This window comes from Micromonospora sp. WMMD1219 (genome assembly GCF_049315215.1).
GTDB classification, from domain to species: domain Bacteria; phylum Actinomycetota; class Actinomycetes; order Mycobacteriales; family Micromonosporaceae; genus Micromonospora; species Micromonospora tulbaghiae.
Map to the genome: position 1 here is coordinate 2,735,873 of NZ_CP186057.1, position 18,039 is coordinate 2,753,911.

Consider the following 18,039-nt stretch of genomic DNA (forward strand, 5'->3'; position numbering starts at 1 on the left):
TTCCGGACTCCTGACAACCAACCGCCACTTTCCGGGCGCGTGTCGTCGTGTTGACTCTTGCGGAGTCCTGGTCAGTACGCATTAGCTTTCCATCGTGACAGTCAACCGAGGCTGCGCGGACCGGTAATGGCCGTGACGCGGAAGCCCGTCGTCGAGGTGCGGCGCAGCCAGCGTCGGCGGCGCACGGTGTCCGCGTACCGGGACGGGGAGCGCGTCGTCGTGCTCATCCCCGACCAGTTCTCCCGGGCCGAGGAGAGCGAGTGGGTCGACCGGATGCTCGCCCGGCTCGCCGCCCGCGAGGGCAGGCTGGCCCGCTCGGACGCCGAACTGCTCGCCCGAGCCGCCCGCCTGATCGACCTCTACCTGACCGAGTACGGGTCGGCCGCCGCGCCGGCCAGCGTCCGCTGGGTGACCAACCAGAACGGCCGCTGGGGCTCCTGCACGCCCGCCGACCGCACCATCCGGATCTCGCACCGGGTCCAGGACATGCCCGACTGGGTGATCGACTACGTGCTGCTGCACGAGCTGGCGCACCTCATCGTGCCCAGCCACAACGCAGAGTTCTGGGCGCTGGTGGCCCGCTACCCCAGGTCGGAACGCGCCCGCGGCTACCTGGAGGGCGTAGCCGCCACCGCCGCCATCCCCTGACCCCCGCCCGTCGCGGTCGATCATGAAGTTGGACCGGCGTTCCGTCCGCTTCGTCACCGCCAACTTCATGATCGCGCGCGGGCCCGCGCGGGGGTGGGGTTAAGGTCGGCGAATGTCGCGACGTGTGGTGGTGGCGCTGCTCGGCCCGGTGACCTGGTCGCCGCCCGGAATCGACCCGGCGCGATGGCGTACCGCGCTCGCCGAGGACGTGGTCGACCTGCTCGCCACGCTGAACGAGGTGGAGACCGCCGTGGCGGTCACCGCCGGGGACCGATGGCTGGCCGACGCCGTGGTCTGGCCCGGCACCCAGGTGTACGAGGTGCCCGAGCCGACCCCGAACGCGGTGTTCGCGGCGCTGGCCGGGAAGGCGTCAGGGCAGGAGCTGGCGGCCACTACGGGCGAGGCGGCGGTCACCGGCGACCGGGCGGTCCGGTACGACCAGGTGGCGGTGGTGGTGGCGGACGCGCCGGACCTGCCGGGGCTGACGCTCGGCAAGCTGCTGCGCCCGCTCACCACCCGGCCGGTGGCGGTGGCCCCGGTCGAGGGGAGCGGAACCGGGCTGCTGGGGGTGGCGGCGCGGCTGCCCGTACCGGCGTGGCTGCCCGCGCTGGACCTGGACACGACCGAACCGGCCGAGGTGCGGCGGGCGGCACCGAGCCCCGGGGACGTGGCGGTCACCGCCGGCTGGCACCGCATGCGCGGCCCGGCCGACCTTGCTGCGCTCGATCCAGCCGTCGAGGGCTGGGAGGCCACCCGAGCCCTGCTCTCCGGCCGACCCGTCTGACCCCCACCCTCCGTTCCCGGCCCGCCGATCTTGCAGTTTGGCACCCGACAGAAGCCGCTTTCAGGACATTCCGAGGGTCACAACTGCAAGATCGACGGGGTAGACGGTGTCAGCGCTTGTCGTCGTCCTCGCCCGGGGACTTCTCCTCGGGAGCGCCCGGGGCGGAGAAGTCGAAGTTCGCCAGCTCGTCGTCGAGATCGGTGCTCGTCGTGGCGAACGCCTCCGGCGCGGCGAAGTCGTCGTCGGAGGGCAGCAGGTCCGGATGGCCCCAGACCGCGTCCCGGCCGGCGATGCCGCGGTGCTCGGTCAGCGCCGCCCACAGCACCGTCGCATCACGCAGGCGGCGGGGCCGCAGTTCGAGGCCGACGAGCGCGGCGAACGTCTGCTCCGCCGGGCCACCCGCGGCGCGGCGGCGGCGGAACGCCTCGCCGAGGCGTACGACGTTGGGCAGCCGGTCACCGGCGGCACTGTCGACGACGTGGCAGACCCAGCCCTCGACCAGGGCGAGTACGGTCTCCAGCCGGGCCAGCGACGCCTTCTGGGCGGGCGTGTCCTCGGGCGTGAAGATGCCCTCCAGCGCGATCGCCTGCATGGACTCCGGGTCGGTCGGGTCGACCCGGCCCATCGCCTCCTCGATCGCCTCCCGGTTGACCCGGATGCCCGCGGCGTAGTTCTCCACCGCCGTCAGGACGTGCCCGCGCAGCCACGGCACGTGCTGGAACAACCGCTGGTGGGCGGCCTCGCGCAGGGCCACGTAGAGGCGTACCTCGTCCTCGGGCAGCTCCAGGCCCTCGCCGTACACCTTGATGTTGGCGGGGACGAGCGCGGCGGTGCCGGCGGGGCCGAGCGGCAGGCCGATGTCACCGGCGGAGAGCACCTCGGCGGCGAGCGAGCCGAGCGCCTGGCCGAGCTGGCCGCCGAAGAGGGCGCCGCCGAGCGTGGCGACCATCGACTGCATCGGGCCGAGCTGGGCGCGGGCCTCCGGCGGCACCAGGTCGCCCATCGCGCCGACCATCCGGCTGGCCACCGGGTCGCAGAGCTTGCGCCACACGTCGAGCGTCTTGAAGATCCACTCGTTGCGGTTCCAGGCGACCGAGGTGCGGATGCCGGAGGGCCACGAGGTCGCCGGCTCCAGCCAGAGGTCGGCGATGCGCAGCGCCTCCTCGACCGCGTTGCGTTCGAACGGCGACACCGCCGGGTCGCCGGCGGCGGCGAGCTGGCTGGCGGCTACCTGCCGGGCGAGGTCCCAGTTGACCGGCCCGCTGCCCGGCGCCGAGAGCAGGTGCTGCAACTGCGACATGAACTGCTGCATCGCCGCGGGATCGTTGGGGTCTGGTGGTTGACCACCCGGGAGCGCGAAGCCGAACGGAATATCAGGCACGACCTCTACGGTACGCGGGCCCCGCCGCAGGTCGCGCCACTCGGCGTTGCGCTGAGGGCGAAGTCCGCCGGTCACCGCGCCGGACGGCCGGGTGCGGATCGGTACGCTCTGGCCCATGAGACGTCGCGGCGTGACCGTCCTGCTCGGTGCTCTGCTCACCGCCCTGCTCAGCGTCGGCGTGCTGAGCGTCCCGCTGCCGTACGTGGTGCTCGGCCCCGGTCCGACGGTGAACACGCTGGGCAGCGAGGACGGCAAGGAGGTCATCCAGGTGACCGGCCGCGCGACGTCCACCTCCGCCGGTCAGCTGCGGCTCACCACAGTCGGTGTGCAGCCGACGGTGCGGCTGCGGTCGGCGCTGGCCGGCTGGTTCTCCTCGAACGAGGCGGTGGTGCCGCGGGAGCTGGTCTACCCGCCGGGGGAGTCGCAGGAGGAGGTCGAGAAGCGCAACGCGGAGGACTTCCAGAACTCGCAGACCAGCGCCGAGACGGCGGCGCTGCGCGAGCTGGGCTACCCGATCAAGGTGCTGGTCAAGGCGGTCATGCCGGGCGGCCCGTCGGTCGGCGTGCTGCGACCCGACGACGTGGTCACCTCGGTCGACGGGGTGCCGGTGACGAGCGCGGCCAAGCTCACCGAGCTGATCCGGGCGAAGCCGGCGGGCACCGCGCTGAAGATCGGCTACACCCGGGGCGACACCCCGGGGACGGCCACCGTGACCAGCCGCGAACAGGACGGCCGGCCGCGGATCGGTGTGGAGATCGACCAGCAGCAGCCGCACCCGTTCACCCTCAAGATCGACCTGGGTGACATCGGCGGGCCGAGCGCCGGGCTGATGTTCTCGCTCGGCATCATCGACAAGCTGGAGCCGGCCGACCTCACCGGCGGGAAGATCATCGCCGGTACCGGCACCATCGACGACGAGGGTCGCGTCGGCCCGATCGGCGGCATCGCGCAGAAGCTGGTCGGCGCCAAGGACGCGGGCGCGAAGGCGTTCCTGGTGCCCGCCGACAACTGCGCCGAGGCGGTGCGCAACCCGCAGCCGGGCCTGCCGCTGCTGAAGGTCGCCACGCTGGGTGAGGCATTGAAGGCACTCGAGACGCTGCGCGCCGGGGGGCAGCCGACGCGCTGCTGAGGCGGGCCGGGCGGCGGCCGGCGGGCGGATCGTGACGTGACCTTGACCCGACGTGCTCAGGAACACCCCGTACTCTTGGTGCCTGGTCGGAGCCGATCACATCGAGCGTGCGGAGCCAACAGTGGTCATGCGTAGCAGTCCCTTACCGAGGATGAGCCGGCGCGGACGCGTCACCATCGGTGTCCTGATCGGGGTGTTCATCTTGTTCACCCTCCTCGGGTGGGGCGTCAACGCCTGGACCGACTGGCTCTGGTTCGACGAGGTCCGCTACACCCAGGTCTTCACCGGCGTGCTCGCCACCCGCCTGCTGCTGTTCCTGGTGGTCGGCGCCGGCATGGCGCTGCTCGTCGGCGGCAACCTCTGGCTGGCCCACCGGCTGCGGCCCAAGATGCGTCCGCACTCGGCCGAGCAGGCCACGCTGGAGCGCTACCGGATGCTGCTGAGCCCGCGGCTCGGCACCTGGATCGCACTCGCCGCCGCCGTCGTCGGACTGTTCGCCGGACTCTCCGCGCAGAGCCGCTGGGGCCAGTGGCTGCTGTTCCGCAACGGCGGCGACTTCGGCGTGAAGGATCCGGAGTTCGGCGTCGACGTCGGCTTCTACGTCTTCCAGCTCCCGTTCTGGCGCTACGTGCTCGGCGTCGGCTTCACCGCCGTGGTGCTGTCGCTGCTCGGCGCGCTCGCGGTGCACTACATCTTCGGCGGCGTGCGCCTCCAGGGCGTCGGCGACCGGATGACGAACGCCGCCCGCGCCCACCTCAGCTCGCTGGTCGCCGTGTTCGTGCTGCTCAAGGCCGTCGCCTACGTGCTCGACCGGCGGGCCATGCTGCTGGAGTACAACGAGGGCGCCAAGCTCTACGGCGCCGGCTACGCCGATGTGAACGCGCTGCTGCCGGCGAAGGAGATCCTCGCCTGGATCTCCGTCCTGGTGGCGCTGGCGATCATCGTGTTCTCCAACGCGGTGATGCGGAACCTGGTCTGGCCGGGCATCTCGCTCGCCCTGCTGGGCGTCTCCGCGGTGGCGATCGGCGGCATCTACCCGTGGGCCGTGCAGACCTTCGAGGTCAAGCCGAGCGCCCGGGACAAGGAGGCGCCGTACATCGAACGCAGCATCAAGGCCACCAGGTCCGCGTTCGGTCTCGACAGCACGAAGACCACGCCGTACGCGGCCAGCAACCTCGTTCCACCCGCCAGCCTCGCCACCGACACCTCAGTGGTGTCGAACATCCGGCTGCTCGACCCGCAGCTCGTCTCCGAGACGTACACGCAGCTCCAGCAGGTCCGCGGCTTCTACGACTTCGGTTCGAAGCTGGACATCGACAGGTACTCGGTCAAGGACAAGACCTCCGACTACGTGGTCGGCGTCCGTGAGATCAACTACGGCGAGCTGACCGACCAGCAGAGCAACTGGATCAACCGCCACACCGTCTACACCCACGGGTACGGCCTGGTGGCCGCCCCGGCCAACCAGGTGGTCTGCGGCGGCCAGCCGTACTTCGTCTCCGGCTACCTCGGCGAGAAGGCGCAGGAGGCGTGCTCCTCGCCGACCGAGGAGATCCCGGCCCAGCAGCCGCGGATCTACTACGGCGAGCGGATGGAGGCGAGTGACTACGCGATCGTCGGGCAGAACGGCGACCGCAACGTCGAGTTCGACCGACCCACCTCCACCGGCGGTGAGCAGTACTACACCTACACCGGCGAGGGCGGCGTCAAGATCGGCTCGTTCCCGCGCCGGCTGCTCTACGCGATCAAGGAGCAGGAGTCGAACTTCCTGCTCTCCGAGGCGGTCAACGAGAACTCGAAGCTGCTGTACGTGCGTAACCCGCGCGACCGGGTGGAGAAGGTCGCGCCGTTCCTCACGCTCGACGGCGACCCGTACCCGGCGGTGGTCAACGGGCGCGTGCTGTGGATCATCGACGGCTACACCACGGCGGCGACCTACCCGTACGCCGAGCGGGTCAACCTCCAGGCCGAGACGACCGACGAGCTGACCGGCCGGGGCACGTTCCAGCTCGCCCGGGAGAACGTCAACTACATCCGCAACTCGGTGAAGGCGACTGTCGACGCGTACGACGGCACGGTCAAGCTCTACTCGTACGACGACACCGACCCGGTGCTCAAGGCGTGGAACAAGGCGTTCGGCGGTGACCTGGTGCTGCCCAAGGGCGACATCCCGGCCGAGCTGGCCGAGCACTTCCGCTACCCGGCCGACCTGTTCAAGGTGCAGCGCAACCTGCTGACCAAGTTCCACGTCACCGACCCGGGCGACTTCTACTCCGGCCAGGACTTCTGGCAGGTCCCGAACGTGCCGGACGCGCCGGACAGCGGGCAGAAGCAGCCGCCGTACTACCTGTTCACCCAGTTCCCCGGGCAGGACGGGCCACGCTTCCAGCTGACCTCCGCGGTCACCCCGAACGGGCGGCAGAACCTCGCCGCGCTGGTCTCCGGGTCGTACGTCGACGGGCAGCCGAAGCTGGAGGTGCTGGAACTGCCGGACCAGACCCGGATCTCCGGGCCGACGCAGGTGCACCAGCAGATGACCAACAACGGCGACATCCGGCAGCAGCTCAACCTGCTCTCCTCCAACCAGGCGCAGGTGCAGTACGGCAACCTGCTCTCGCTGCCGTTCGCCGACGGCATGCTCTACGTCGAGCCGGTGTACGTGAAGAGCAGCAGCCAGGACGCGTACCCGCTGTTGCAGAAGGTGCTGCTCTCCTACGGTGACGGCGGCTCGTACGTGGTGCTCGCCAACAACCTCAACGACGGCATCAAGCAGCTCGTCGAGCAGGGCAAGCGGGCCCCGAACAACAACCCGCCGCCCGCCACCGACGACAACCCCACGCCGGACAACCCCACGCCGTCGCCGACCGCGGGCGACAACAACACGCCGCCGGTGAGCGGAGAGCTGGCCCAGGCCGCCGCCCGGGTGCAGACCGCGATCGCCGAGGTCAAGGCCGCGCAGACGTCCGGCGACTTCGAGCGGTACGGGCGTGCGCTGAAGGCGCTGGACGAGGCGATGAGCGCGTTCCAGCAGGCACAGGCCGCGGCCGGCGGCTCGGGCAACCCGGCGCCGTCGGGCAGCGTCTCGCCACCGGCGCCGACGTCGCCCGCGCCGACACCGGGCGGCTGACGCCGAGCTGACACCACGAGCCCGTGGTCCGGGACCGCAACGGTCACCCGGACCACGGGCTCGTGTCGTCTTCCGGACTCCCCGCCCGCAACCCCGCACCCCGCCGCGCCGTCAACAGTGCAGGTGAACGTGTGGGGCGGGAGGGCACATGCGGGACGCGGACAGCTTCGACGACTTCTACCGCAGCACGTCGGGGCGGGCCGTCCGGTACGGGTACGCGGTGGCGGGCGACCCGGCCGAGGCCCAGGATCTCGTGCAGGAGGCGTACGCCCGGGCCTGGCGGCAGTGGGCGAGACTCGCCGGCCATCCCGCGCCGGAGGCGTGGCTGCGGCTGGTGATCAGCCGGCTGGCGACGGACCGGTTCCGGCGGCTGCGCGGGTGGCGCCTCGCGGCCAGCCGCACCGGCCCGCCACCCGACGTCGGGCCGCCGGGCGAGGACACCGTGCTGCTGGTCGCGGCGCTGCGGCAGCTCCCGCCCCGGCACCGGCAGGCGCTCGCCCTGCACTACCTGTTCGACCTGCCGGTGGAGGAGATCGCCCGGGAGGCCGGCGTGCCCGCCGGCACTGTGAAGTCCTGGTTGTCCCGGGGACGGACCCGGCTGGCCGAGCTGCTGCCCGGCGTCGCCGCCGAGGAGCTGGAGGTCAACGATGTCGCGTGAACTGCACCGCTACTACCGGTCCCTCGCCGCCGACACCGACGAGCGGGTGCTGCCGGCGCCGGACCGGCTGCGCCGCAGCGCCGACCGCTGGGCCCGGCGCCGCGCCGCGATCACCGTCCTGGCCGCCGCCGGGCTGGTCGCGGGCACTGTGGCGGGGAGCCAGCTGGTGTTCGCCGCCGGGCCGGGCCCCGACCCGGTTCCACCCCCCGCGGGTACGCCCACCCCGCGCCCGTCGTCCGCCGCGCCCTCGGTCGCGCCGTCGACCGCCACGCCGTCGCCGTCCGTCGGCCGTACCTCCGGCTCGCGGAGCCCGGCCGTGACCACCACGCCGCCCGCCGCGGCGACCCCGACCACCATCCCGGACCGGGCGTTCTTCGTCCTGCCCGCCGCGAACGACGCGGGTACCGGCAACTACTTCGGCCCGGGACCGGTGCTGCCGGTGCTGTGCGGCGCGACGCCCGGCGACGAGCGGGTGGTGGCGCAGCGGGCCCGGGCGCTGCCGTACCGCCGGGCCGGCGCGCCGGCCGACGAGGTGCCGTCCGGCAACTACCGGCACAGCATCACGATCTACCGGCCCGGGGGCGCCGGCGCGGCGCTGGCCGAGCTGCGCGCGGCGGTCCGGGCCTGCCCCGAGCAGCCCGCCCGGGGTACGCCGCCGGCGACGGTGCGGCAGCGCCTGCTGCCCGACAGCGGGTACGGCGACGAGTCGGTGCTGTTCGAGACGCGGACGCCGTACCGGGACGCCAACGGCGATCCGAGCGGCGGCGACGAGGTGCACCTGGTGCGCGCGGTGCGCTCCGGCGACGTGGTGACGGTGCTGTGGGAGCAGGGCTGGGAGAGCACCTCGACCCAGCGCGCCCAGTTCGACGCGGACAGCCGCCGGGCGGTCGAGGCGATCCGGCGGTGGCTGGACTGAGTACCCGTTTTGCGCCTCCCCGGGTCGGTGCGCTACGGTTGTCGAGCCGACGCGGGGTGGAGCAGCTCGGTAGCTCGCTGGGCTCATAACCCAGAGGTCGCAGGTTCAAATCCTGTCCCCGCTACTCGTGACGAAGGGCCCCGGAGTTCTCTCCGGGGCCCTTCGCCGTTCCGGCCCGAGGCGCCCCGGGAACGACCGGCGGCGGATCCGGGTACCCGGCTGATCTCCAGGATCGGGGTGCGATAAGCTGTATGAGCCGACGCGGGGTGGAGCAGCTCGGTAGCTCGCTGGGCTCATAACCCAGAGGTCGCAGGTTCAAATCCTGTCCCCGCTACAAAGGTTCAGGCCCGGAATCCACGGATTCCGGGCCTGAACTCATTCCGGCGCCGTCTCGGTGAGGGCGAGCAGTTCCGCGCGGGCCAGCCGGAGCTGCTCGTCCGTGACGTAGGCGGTGCCGATGCCGATGGCGACTCCCTCCGCGGCGTAGCGGACGGCCCAGACGCGGCCCGGCGGCAGGCCGTCGGCCTCGAAGGCACGGTTCCAGCGTGCCGGGTCCTCGGGATCCACAGCGAGCACGTGCTCCATGCTGTCGACCCCGAGTTGCGCGAGCAGGCCGGTGGCGCTGTTCAGTTCCGCCAGGTACGCGCTGTCTCCGGTGAGGGCGCGCACGTACCCGCGGGTGAAGGCTCCGGGCCGGTCGTCGGCGGGGTCGACGTGGGCGTTCACCTCCGCCCAGAACCGGGTGATCACCTGCTCGACCAGGGCGGCGAACAGGTCCTCGCGGGAGGGGAAATGGTGCATCAGGCCGCTCTTGGTGACACCCGCCTCCTTGGCGATGGCGGCCAGGCTGACGTTGGCGCCGTGCCGGGTGACCACCCGTTCGGCGGCGTCCAGCACTGCTCGCCGGGTGCGTGCACGATCGCGGATCGGACGACGTTCAGTGGTCGACACGGACACCTCCACCGGACACGGGCTCGGAGGGAATGATCTTCCAGGCCACCACCGCGGCGCCGACCAGGATCACGGCGGCCACGAAGGTGGCGGACTGCATCGCCTGGGCGAAGGCGTCCTGCGCCGCGGCCACGACGCCGGGCGTCGGTGACCCGTACACGGCTGCGGCCAGGGAGTCCTCCGCCAGCGCCCGATCGGTGGCACTGACCCCGGCCGGGAGCGTCAGCGACGAGCGGTAGAGCAGCCCGTGCAGCGAGCCGAGGACGGCGATGCCGAGCGCGCCGCCCAGCTCGTACGCCGTCTCGGCCACCGCCGACGCGGCACCCGCGCGCCGCTCCGGGACGGCGCCGACGACGGCGTCCGTGGAGAGCGTCATGGCGACACCGATGCCGAGCCCGATGACGGCGAGGCCGACGCCAAGGCCCCAGTAGCTCCGCAGGTCGACGCTCATCCCCATGACGGCGAGCCCGACGGCGGCGGCCATCAGTCCCAGCCCGATCGCGCGACCCGCACCCAGCCGCGCCAGTAGGACGCCGATCAGCGCCACCACGAGCACCGCGGCGAGTGTCCCGGGCAGCTCGGCGGCGCCTGCCTTCAGGGGGCCGAAGCCCCGGACCAGCTGGAGGTACTGGGAGAAGAAGAACAGCAGCCCCAGGAACCCGAAGATGGCCAGCACGTTGGCGGCCAGCGCGCCCGAGAACGCCGGCACCCTGAACAGCGAGACGTCGAGCAGCGGCACCGCCAGCCGGTTCTGCCGCCGCACGAACCACCATCCGGCCAGCAGCCCGGCCGCGGCTGCGGCCACGGTGAGGGCGTCGACACCGTCACTGAACAGACGCTTGAGGGCGAAGACCAGCGGGACGATCGTGACGATGGACAGCACCGAGGAACCCACGTCGATCCGCGCCGGCGCCTCGCCCTTCGACTCCGGCAGCAGCAGCCACCCCGCCACCAGCGCCAGCACCATCACCGGCACGTTGATCAGGAAGACCGATCCCCACCAGAAGCGCTCCAGCAGCGCGCCGCCCACCAGCGGGCCGAGCGCGGCCCCGGCGGTCGCCCCGGCGGACCAGAGCGCGATGGCCCGGGCCCGCTGAGCGCGATCGGCGAACATCGAGCGGACGATCGAGAGCGTCGACGGCATCAACGTGGCGCCGGCCAGGCCGAGAAGGGCGCGGGCCGCGATCAGCACCTCCGGCGTGGAGGCGAAGGCCGCCAGCACGGACGCCGAGCCGAACCCCACAGTGCCGATCATCAGCAGCCGTTTCCGGCCGATCCGGTCGGCCAGGTTGCCCATCGTGATCAGGAGCCCGGCGAGCACGAAGGCGTAGATGTCCCCGATCCACAGGATCTGCGTGGCACTGGGCTCGATGTCCTCCGTCAGTGACGGGACCGCGAGGTAGAGGACCGTCCCGTCGATGGCGAGCAGAAGGACCACGAGGACGAGGACCACGAGGGCCGCCCATTCCCGCTTTCCGGCACGGGCCGGCGCGGGGTTGGAGCGCAGAAAGGAGGTCACCGGCCAACCGTAACAGTCCAAACGGACGGCTAATCGTGAGTAGAGCCACCCGGGCTGCGGCAGCCGCCCTTCGCCGCGTCCGGCGACATCCTTTCCGTCCGCCGTGCCCCGGTTGCGGGTCTCGGCGAGGATGGGGGCATGTCTGCATGGAACAAGTGGTGGGGCCGCCTGGGCGCGGTCCTCGGTACGGTCGTGCTCTCGGTCTTCGTGCCGGTCGCGGCCTGGGCGTCGTCGGGCACCGGCGAGATCGTGGTGGAGGCCGCGCGCCGGCGCTCCCGCGGCGGGTTCGGCTTCCTCGGCCTGCTCTGCTGCCTCGTGGTGGTCGGCGGCATCGTGCTGCTGGTGGTGCTGCTCACCCGCAACCGCCGCAACCGCCCCCCGCGCTGACACCCGCACCCACCCCGCCCACGCCGAGAGGGTGAGCGGGTGGGGTGGGTCAGCCGGCCAGGGCGGCGTTCGCCTGGGCCATGAAGCGGGAGGTCGCGGTGCGGGCGCCGGCCCGCTTGCCGCGGATGCTCTCGGCCGCCTCGATCAGCAGCGTGCGCACCGCCGCGTGCCCCTTGGGCGGCGGCGCGGGTGACGGGCCGGCCAGGTCGTCCAGCTCCGCGCCGAGCGCGGCCATGCGCTTCTCGGCCCGGCCGGTCACCTCCGCGGCCACGAACGAGCGCACCTGCTTGCTGGCGTTCAGGCCGCGTTCGACGCCGAGGAGCCGGCCGGCGGCCACGTTCGTGGTCAGGAAGTCGAGCACGTCGACCACCGCCTCCGGGTGGCGGGTGCCCCGGAAACCGGCCCAGTACATCGACGCGCGCGGCCACTGGGCGGCGGGCGTGCCCGGGAAGGCGACCGCGCCCAGCTCGTCGTCGGTCAGGCTCTGCAACTCGGGCAACTGATGCGACCAGGCGAAGGAGGCCGCGGTGTGCCCGGTGACCACGAGCTGGCGGGCCAGCTCGCCGCTGTCGGCCTGCTCGACCAGCGCGGCGCTCGGTGTGGCCCGGTCGAAGCGCGCCACCTCCCAGAACTCGAACCAGGCCAGCAGTTCGGCGGAGCTGAAGCCGAGCTGCCGCCCCTGGTACAGCTCGCTGCCCTGGCCGCGCAGCCAGAGCCAGAACGCCCGGTAGTCGCCGGAGGCGTCCATGGTGCCCGCCACCCGGTTGCCGGAGGCGCGCGTGACGCGGGCGGCCCAGCTCACGTACTCCTTCCAGGACATGCCGGTACGCGGCTCGGGCTGCCCCAGGCGGCGCAGCAGCCGGCGGTTGAACACCAGCGCGGCGCTCGTCTGCGCGGCCGGCACGCCCACCGTGCGCTCGTCCACCCGGCCGTAGCGGGCCAGCTGCTCCGGCACCTCGCGCAGGTCGAGCCGCTCGTCGGCGACGTACCGGGTGAGGTCGAGCAGGATGTCCCGGCCGGCGTACTCGGCGAGCACTGTGTCGTCGATCTGGAACAGGTCCGGCGCGTTCCCGCCGGTGGCCTGGGTGGCGATCCGGTCGTAGTAGCCGCCCAGCCCCTGCCAGGTGACCCGGAAGCTGACCCGGGGGTTCTGCTGCGAGTACAGCCGCAGCGCCTGTTCGGTGGCCGCGGCCCGGCGGGCGCCGCCCCACCAGAACACGGACAGCTCGATCGGGCCGTCGTCCGCAGCCACCTCCTCCGGGCTGCACCCGGTGAGCAGCGGCAGCGCGCCGGCGGCGAGCGGCAGCCCGGTGAGCGCGCCGAGGAACCGTCGCCGGTCGAGCCCGGGACGGGGTACGGACTGCGGAGCGCGCACTGAATCTCTCCGAAGGTGGGGTGGACGGATCATTTCACCGGCCCCCGGCCGGGTGTCAACGCCGGGCGGGACGGCTGGTGGGCGCGCCCGGCGGCGCGCGCCCGTCATGGTGTACTAGCGCCGTGGAACTTCTGCACTCGGGCAAGGTCCGGGACGTCTACGCCGACGGCGAGGACCTGATCCTGGTCGCCACGGACCGCGTCTCCATCTACGACGTGGTGCTGCCGACCCCGATCCCGGACAAGGGCCGCCTGCTCACCGCGCTGTCGCTGTGGTGGTTCGAGCAGCTGTCCGACCTGGTGCCGAACCATGTGATCTCCGCGACCGAGGTGCCGGCGGAGTTCGCCGGCCGGGCGATCCGCTGCCGGCGGCTGGACATGGTGCCGGTCGAGTGCGTGGCCCGGGGCTACCTGACCGGCGGCGGCTTCGCGGAATACCAGCGCACCGGCTCGGTCTCCGGGGTGCCGCTGCCCCGCGGCCTGGTCGAGGCGTCGATCCTGCCCGAGCCGATCTTCACCCCGTCGACCAAGGCGCCGAAGGGCGAGCACGACGAGCCGATCACGTACGAGCAGGTGGTCGACAAGGTCGGGCCGGAGGTCGCGGAGCGGCTGCGGCAGATCACCGTCGACGTCTACCGGCGCGGCGCGGAGATCGCCGCCGAGCGGGGCATCCTGATCGCGGACACGAAGCTGGAGCTGGGCTGGGCTGCGGACGGCACGCTGGTCCTCGGCGACGAGGTGCTCACCTCCGACTCGTCCCGGTTCTGGCCGGCCGAGTCGTACCAGCCGGGCCGCGCGCAGTTCTCCTACGACAAGCAGTACGTGCGGGACTGGGCCACGTCGAGCGGCTGGGACAAGCAGCCGCCCGCGCCGGAGGTGCCGGCCGAGGTGATCGAGGCGACCCGGGCCCGCTACGTCGAGGTGTACGAGAAGCTCACCGGGAACAGCTGGGACTGACGCTCAGTCGACCCAGTCGAGCGTGCGCCGGACGGCCTTGTGCCACTGGCGCAGCTCGCGCTCCCGGTGCGCCGGGTCCATCGTCGACTCCCACTGCGCGTCCGAGCGCCACTTCTCCCGCAGCGTGGCCAGGTCGGGCCAGAACCCGACGGCCAGGCCGGCGGCGTACGCGGCGCCGAGGCACGTCGTCTCGGTGATCCGGGACCGCACGACCGGCACGTCCAGCACGTCGGCGAGGAACTGCATGAGCAGCTCGTTGCCGGTCATCCCGCCGTCCACCCGCAGCCGGCGCAGCGCCACGTCGGAGTCGGCGTTCATCGCGTCCACCACCTCGCGGGTCTGGAACGCGGACGCCTCCAGCACCGCGCGGGCCAGGTGCCCCTTGGTGATGTAGCCGGTCAGCCCGGCGATCACGCCCCGGGCGTCGCTGCGCCAGTGCGGGGCGAACAGGCCGGAGAAGGCCGGTACCACGTAGCAGCCGCCGTTGTCGTCGACGGTGCGGGCCAGCTCCTCGACCTCGGGGGCGGTGGAGATCAGGCCCAGGTTGTCGCGCAGCCACTGCACCAGCGAGCCGGTGACCGCGATGGCGCCCTCCAGCGCGTACACGGCGGGCTGGCCCTCGATCCGGTACGCCACCGTGGTGAGCAGGCCGTGCCGCGACGGCACCGGGCTGGCACCGGTGTTGAGCAGCAGGAAGCTGCCGGTGCCGTAGGTGCACTTGGCCTCGCCGGGCTGGAAGCAGGTCTGCCCGAACAGCGCCGCCTGCTGGTCGCCGAGCGCGCTCGCCACCGGCACTCCGGCCAGCACCCCCTGCGCGGTGCCGTACACCTCGGCCGAGCTGCGGATCTCGGGCAGCACGGCGGCCGGGACGCGCAGCGCGTCGAGCAGTTCCGGGGCCCAGTCGAGCGTCTCCAGGTCCATCAGCATGGTGCGGCTGGCGTTCGTCACGTCGGTGACGTGCCGGCCGGTCAGCTTCCAGATCAGCCAGCTGTCCATGGTGCCGAACAGCACCTCGCCGCGCTCGGCCCGCTCGCGCAGCCCGTCCACGTGGTCGAGCAGCCAGCGCAGCTTCGGGCCGGCGAAGTAGGTGGCGGGAGTCAGGCCGGTGCGGGCCCGGAGCCGCTCCTCGTCGTACGTCGCGGTCAGCTCGCGCAGCAGCGGGCCGGTGCGGGTGTCCTGCCAGACGATCGCGTTCGCCACCGGGCGGCCGGTCTCCCGGTCCCACACCACTGTGGTCTCCCGCTGGTTGGTGATGCCCACCGCGGCCAGCGACTCGGTGCCGATGTCGGCGCTCGCCAGCGCCTCGCGCACCACGTGTTCGACGTTCGTCCAGATCTCCTCGGCGTCGTGCTCCACCCAGCCGGGCCGGGGGAAGATCTGCCGGTGCTCGCGCTGGGCCACGGCGACGATCTCGCCGGCCCGGTCGAAGACGATGCAGCGCGAGGACGTGGTGCCCTGGTCGATGGCGGCGACGAACTCTGCGGTCACGGCAGCACCGTACCCGCCGCGAGCGTCCACCGTCTCCCTCCGACGGCCCGTACGATCATCAGACGTGCGTGACATTGCCGTGTTCAGCGGGTCGGCCCATTCCGACCTCGCCGCCGAGATCTGCGCCCACCTCCACGTCCCGCTGCACCCGGTCCGGGTGTCCCGGTTCGCCAACGACTGCCTGGAGGTGCAGTTGCAGGCGAACTGCCGGGAGCGCGACGTGTTCCTCATCCAGCCGCTGGTGCCGCCGGTGCAGGAGCACCTGGTCGAGCTGCTGCTCATGATCGACGCGGCGCGGGGCGCGTCGGCCGCGCGGATCACAGTGGTGCTGCCGCACTACGCGTACGCGCGGTCGGACAAGAAGGACGCGCCGCGCATCTCCATCGGCGGCCGGCTCGTCGCCGACCTGCTCACCTCCGCCGGCGCGCACCGGGTGCTGGCCATGACGCTGCACTCGCCGCAGGTGCACGGCTTCTTCAGCGTCCCGGTGGACCACCTGCACGCGCTGCGCGAGCTGGCCACCCACTTCAAGGGGTACGACCTGAGCAACGCGGTGGTGGTCTCGCCGGACCTGGGCAACGCCAAGGAGGCCGCCGCGTTCGCCCGGATGCTCGGCACGCCGGTGGCGGCCGGCGCGAAGCAGCGCTACAGCGACGACCGGGTGCAGATCAGCACGATCATCGGCGACGTGGCGGACCGGGACGTGATCGTGCTGGACGACGAGATCGCCAAGGGCAGCACCGTGATCGAGCTGATCTCGCACCTGCGCGAGCGGCGGGTCCGCTCGATCCGGCTGGCCTGTACGCACGGCCTGTTCTCCAGCGGGGCGCTGGAGCGGCTGAGCGCGCAGGAGGGCGTCCTGGAGATCGTCTGCACCAACACGGTGCCGATCCCGGCGGAGAAGCGGGTGCCGACGCTGGAGGTGCTGTCGGTGGCGCCGGCGCTGGCCGAGGCGATGCGGCGGATCCACAACGGGGAGTCGGTGAGCGCCCTGTTCGCCTGACGGTGGCGGGTCAGCCGTCCCGCGGGCCGGTGACGGGCTGGCGGGTGGCGAGCGCGGCGGTGATCCGGACGACTGTGCCGGCGTCGCCGCTCTCCACCTCCATCGCGTCGCTCAGCTCCCGGGCCAGCCAGAGGCCCCAGCCGCCGGCGGTGTCCGGCGCGGGTCGGTCGCGGTCGCGCAGCCGCCGTTCGCTGATGCCGGGCCCGTGGTCGGCGACCTCGCAGACCAGTTCGCCGTTCCGCTCCCAGAGCCGCAGCCAGCCCTGCCCGCCGCCGTGCCGTACCGCGTTGGTGATCAGCTCGTTGACCGCCAGCACGAAGTCGTCCAGCCGTTGGCCGGACAGGCCGGACCCGTGCGCGCAGGAGGTGACCGAGTGCCGCAGCCCGGTCACCTGCGCCTGGTCGAAGGCCGTGGCGAGGAGGAGGGAAGGTTCGATGGGCACAACCGTACGCGGTGCGGGGAGTTCTGCGTCTGTCATGACCCCGTCCCGACGATGCTTCTCGACGACTTTCGCGGCATTTCCACCGTACGTCAGGGTTTCTCGAGCCGCACCGCCCGGGGTGCCCTGGACCGGCTGTGACAGGGTGACGCACATGCCGTCGTCCTCCGGCCTCGAGGGCCCCTTCTGGCGATCGATAGCGGTGTTCCGCTTCGCCGCGCTCGCGTACGTCGGACTGGTCGTCCTGCGCGACGCGGACCGCTACGCGCACCCGGTCGCCGCGGGCGCCGTCCTGCTGGCGATGCTGGCGTGGAGCGGCGTGACGGCGGCCGGCTACGGCCGTCCGGCCGGGCGGCGCTGGCCGCTGCTCCTGGCCGACCTCGGCGTGGTGCTGGCGATCATCCTCGTCACGCCCTGGGTGGTGGGCCGCGCGGCGCTCGCCGCCGGGGTGCCGATGCTGACCGCCGCCTGGCTGGCCGGGCCGGTGCTCGCCTGGGCGGTCTCCGGCGGGCGGCGGCGCGGCGCGGTGGCCGCGCTGGTGCTCGGCGGCGCCGACCTCGCCACCCGGGACCGGATCAGCCCGTCCGCGCTGACCGGGGCGATCCTCATGCTGCTCGCCGGTGTGGTGGTCGGGCACGTGGCGCGGCTGGCGGTGGAGGCGGAGGAGCGGTTGCAGCGGGCGGTGGAGCTGGAGGCGGCCACCCGGGAACGGGAGCGTCTGGCCCGCGACATCCACGACTCGGTGCTCCAGGTGCTCGCGCTGGTCCGGCGGCGCGGCGCGGACCTGGACGGCGAGGCGGCCGAGCTGGCCCGGCTGGCCGGCGAGCAGGAGGTGGCGCTGCGGGCGCTGATCGGCCGGGCGGGCGCGCCGCCGGACCCGGCCGGGGACGAGCAGGACCTGCGCGACCTGCTCGACAGGTACGCCTCGGCCACGGTCGTGGTGTCCGCGCCCGCCACACCGGTGCCGCTGCCGGCGCGGGCTGCCGGTGAGCTGGGCGCGGCGGTCGGCGCGGCGCTCGACAACGTGGCCCGGCACGCCGGCGGGCGGGCCTGGGTGCTGATCGAGGACGAGGAGGAGACGGTGACCGTCTCGGTACGCGACGAGGGACCGGGAATCCCGGAGGGGCGGCTGGCGGAGGCCGCCGCGCAGGGGCGGCTCGGGGTGGCGCAGTCCATCCGGGGCCGGGTGGCGGACCTGGGCGGCGAGGTGCGGATCGTCTCCGCGCCCGGCGCCGGCACCGAGATCGAGCTGGTCGTGCCGAGGAGCCGCGGGTGAGC

Annotated in this window: 16 protein-coding genes and 2 tRNA genes; 12 read left to right on the top strand and 6 right to left on the bottom strand. The window is 72.7% G+C overall.

What is annotated here, in order from left to right:
* Positions 1 to 126: 126 nt before the first annotated feature.
* Together ACN27C_RS13175 and ACN27C_RS13180 are read left to right on the top strand one after the other, a co-directional pair.
* Entirely contained in the window at positions 127 to 648 is a 522-nt protein-coding gene (locus ACN27C_RS13175) for a M48 family metallopeptidase (RefSeq protein ID WP_120573257.1), read from the top strand.
* Between the two features lie 112 nt (positions 649 to 760).
* Positions 761 to 1,432, top strand: a complete 672-nt coding sequence (locus tag ACN27C_RS13180) for a hypothetical protein (protein WP_422751245.1) — start codon at positions 761 to 763, stop codon at positions 1,430 to 1,432.
* 109 nt (positions 1,433 to 1,541) lie between these two features.
* Here the strand turns inward: ACN27C_RS13180 and ACN27C_RS13185 are convergent, their stop codons facing one another.
* A complete protein-coding gene (locus ACN27C_RS13185) occupies positions 1,542 to 2,813 on the bottom strand; it encodes a zinc-dependent metalloprotease (protein WP_422751246.1) in 1,272 nt (423 codons plus the stop codon).
* Between the two features lie 115 nt (positions 2,814 to 2,928).
* On the opposite strand from ACN27C_RS13185, the gene ACN27C_RS13190 reads away from it, so the two are divergent.
* The 6 genes from ACN27C_RS13190 to ACN27C_RS13215 all read left to right on the top strand — a co-directional run bounded on the left by ACN27C_RS13190 (position 2,929) and on the right by ACN27C_RS13215 (position 8,977).
* On the top strand, positions 2,929 to 3,942 hold the full coding sequence (locus tag ACN27C_RS13190) for a YlbL family protein (protein ID WP_422751247.1): 1,014 nt from the start codon (positions 2,929 to 2,931) through the stop codon (positions 3,940 to 3,942).
* 127 nt (positions 3,943 to 4,069) lie between these two features.
* On the top strand, positions 4,070 to 7,069 hold the full coding sequence (locus tag ACN27C_RS13195) for a UPF0182 family protein (protein ID WP_252452959.1): 3,000 nt from the start codon (positions 4,070 to 4,072) through the stop codon (positions 7,067 to 7,069).
* Between the two features lie 148 nt (positions 7,070 to 7,217).
* Positions 7,218 to 7,727: an RNA polymerase sigma factor gene (locus ACN27C_RS13200; RefSeq protein ID WP_120573261.1), complete on the top strand. Its 510-nt coding sequence runs from the start codon at positions 7,218 to 7,220 to the stop codon at positions 7,725 to 7,727.
* A complete protein-coding gene (locus tag ACN27C_RS13205; protein WP_422751248.1) occupies positions 7,717 to 8,643 on the top strand; it encodes a hypothetical protein in 927 nt (308 codons plus the stop codon). Before ACN27C_RS13200 ends, ACN27C_RS13205 begins: the two co-directional genes overlap by 11 nt.
* 50 nt (positions 8,644 to 8,693) lie before the next feature.
* Positions 8,694 to 8,767: transfer RNA gene (locus ACN27C_RS13210), tRNA-Met, on the top strand.
* A 136-nt stretch (positions 8,768 to 8,903) separates the two neighbouring features.
* Positions 8,904 to 8,977 (top strand) — tRNA-Met (locus tag ACN27C_RS13215).
* Between the two features lie 41 nt (positions 8,978 to 9,018).
* On the opposite strand, the gene ACN27C_RS13220 is transcribed toward ACN27C_RS13215, so the two are convergent.
* Both ACN27C_RS13220 and ACN27C_RS13225 read right to left on the bottom strand, forming a co-directional pair.
* A complete protein-coding gene (locus tag ACN27C_RS13220; RefSeq protein WP_422751249.1) occupies positions 9,019 to 9,594 on the bottom strand; it encodes a TetR/AcrR family transcriptional regulator in 576 nt (191 codons plus the stop codon).
* Positions 9,581 to 11,113 (bottom strand): MFS transporter, encoded by a 1,533-nt coding sequence (locus tag ACN27C_RS13225; protein ID WP_422751250.1) that lies wholly within the window; start codon positions 11,111 to 11,113, stop codon positions 9,581 to 9,583. The genes ACN27C_RS13220 and ACN27C_RS13225 overlap by 14 nt, the downstream gene beginning before the upstream one ends.
* A gap of 138 nt (positions 11,114 to 11,251) precedes the next feature.
* Here ACN27C_RS13225 and ACN27C_RS13230 point away from each other — a divergent pair, with 138 nt between their 5' ends.
* Positions 11,252 to 11,500 carry a hypothetical protein gene (locus ACN27C_RS13230; RefSeq protein ID WP_091422247.1) on the top strand — a complete coding sequence of 83 codons (249 nt, stop codon included), beginning with the start codon at positions 11,252 to 11,254 and terminating at the stop codon, positions 11,498 to 11,500.
* A 49-nt stretch (positions 11,501 to 11,549) separates the two neighbouring features.
* Here the strand turns inward: ACN27C_RS13230 and ACN27C_RS13235 are convergent, their stop codons facing one another.
* Complete coding sequence (locus ACN27C_RS13235; protein ID WP_422751251.1) at positions 11,550 to 12,875, bottom strand: ABC transporter substrate-binding protein; 1,326 nt, start codon at positions 12,873 to 12,875, stop codon at positions 11,550 to 11,552.
* Positions 12,876 to 12,997: 122 nt separating this feature from the next.
* Between ACN27C_RS13235 and ACN27C_RS13240 the strand changes: the two genes are divergently transcribed.
* Positions 12,998 to 13,831 carry a phosphoribosylaminoimidazolesuccinocarboxamide synthase gene (locus ACN27C_RS13240; protein WP_422751252.1) on the top strand — a complete coding sequence of 278 codons (834 nt, stop codon included), beginning with the start codon at positions 12,998 to 13,000 and terminating at the stop codon, positions 13,829 to 13,831.
* Between the two features lie 3 nt (positions 13,832 to 13,834).
* On the opposite strand, the gene glpK is transcribed toward ACN27C_RS13240, so the two are convergent.
* Positions 13,835 to 15,319 carry a glycerol kinase GlpK gene (gene glpK, locus ACN27C_RS13245; RefSeq protein ID WP_422751253.1) on the bottom strand — a complete coding sequence of 495 codons (1,485 nt, stop codon included), beginning with the start codon at positions 15,317 to 15,319 and terminating at the stop codon, positions 13,835 to 13,837.
* Positions 15,320 to 15,383: 64 nt separating this feature from the next.
* On the opposite strand from glpK, the gene ACN27C_RS13250 reads away from it, so the two are divergent.
* The gene (locus ACN27C_RS13250) at positions 15,384 to 16,322 is read left to right on the top strand and encodes a ribose-phosphate diphosphokinase (protein ID WP_422751254.1); all 939 of its coding nucleotides are present in this window, start codon (positions 15,384 to 15,386) and stop codon (positions 16,320 to 16,322) included.
* Positions 16,323 to 16,332: 10 nt separating this feature from the next.
* On the opposite strand, the gene ACN27C_RS13255 is transcribed toward ACN27C_RS13250, so the two are convergent.
* Positions 16,333 to 16,800, bottom strand: a complete 468-nt coding sequence (locus ACN27C_RS13255) for an ATP-binding protein (RefSeq protein ID WP_422751255.1) — start codon at positions 16,798 to 16,800, stop codon at positions 16,333 to 16,335.
* A gap of 115 nt (positions 16,801 to 16,915) precedes the next feature.
* Here ACN27C_RS13255 and macS point away from each other — a divergent pair, with 115 nt between their 5' ends.
* Positions 16,916 to 18,037 carry a MacS family sensor histidine kinase gene (macS, locus tag ACN27C_RS13260; protein WP_422751256.1) on the top strand — a complete coding sequence of 374 codons (1,122 nt, stop codon included), beginning with the start codon at positions 16,916 to 16,918 and terminating at the stop codon, positions 18,035 to 18,037.
* Positions 18,038 to 18,039 lie beyond the last annotated feature (2 nt).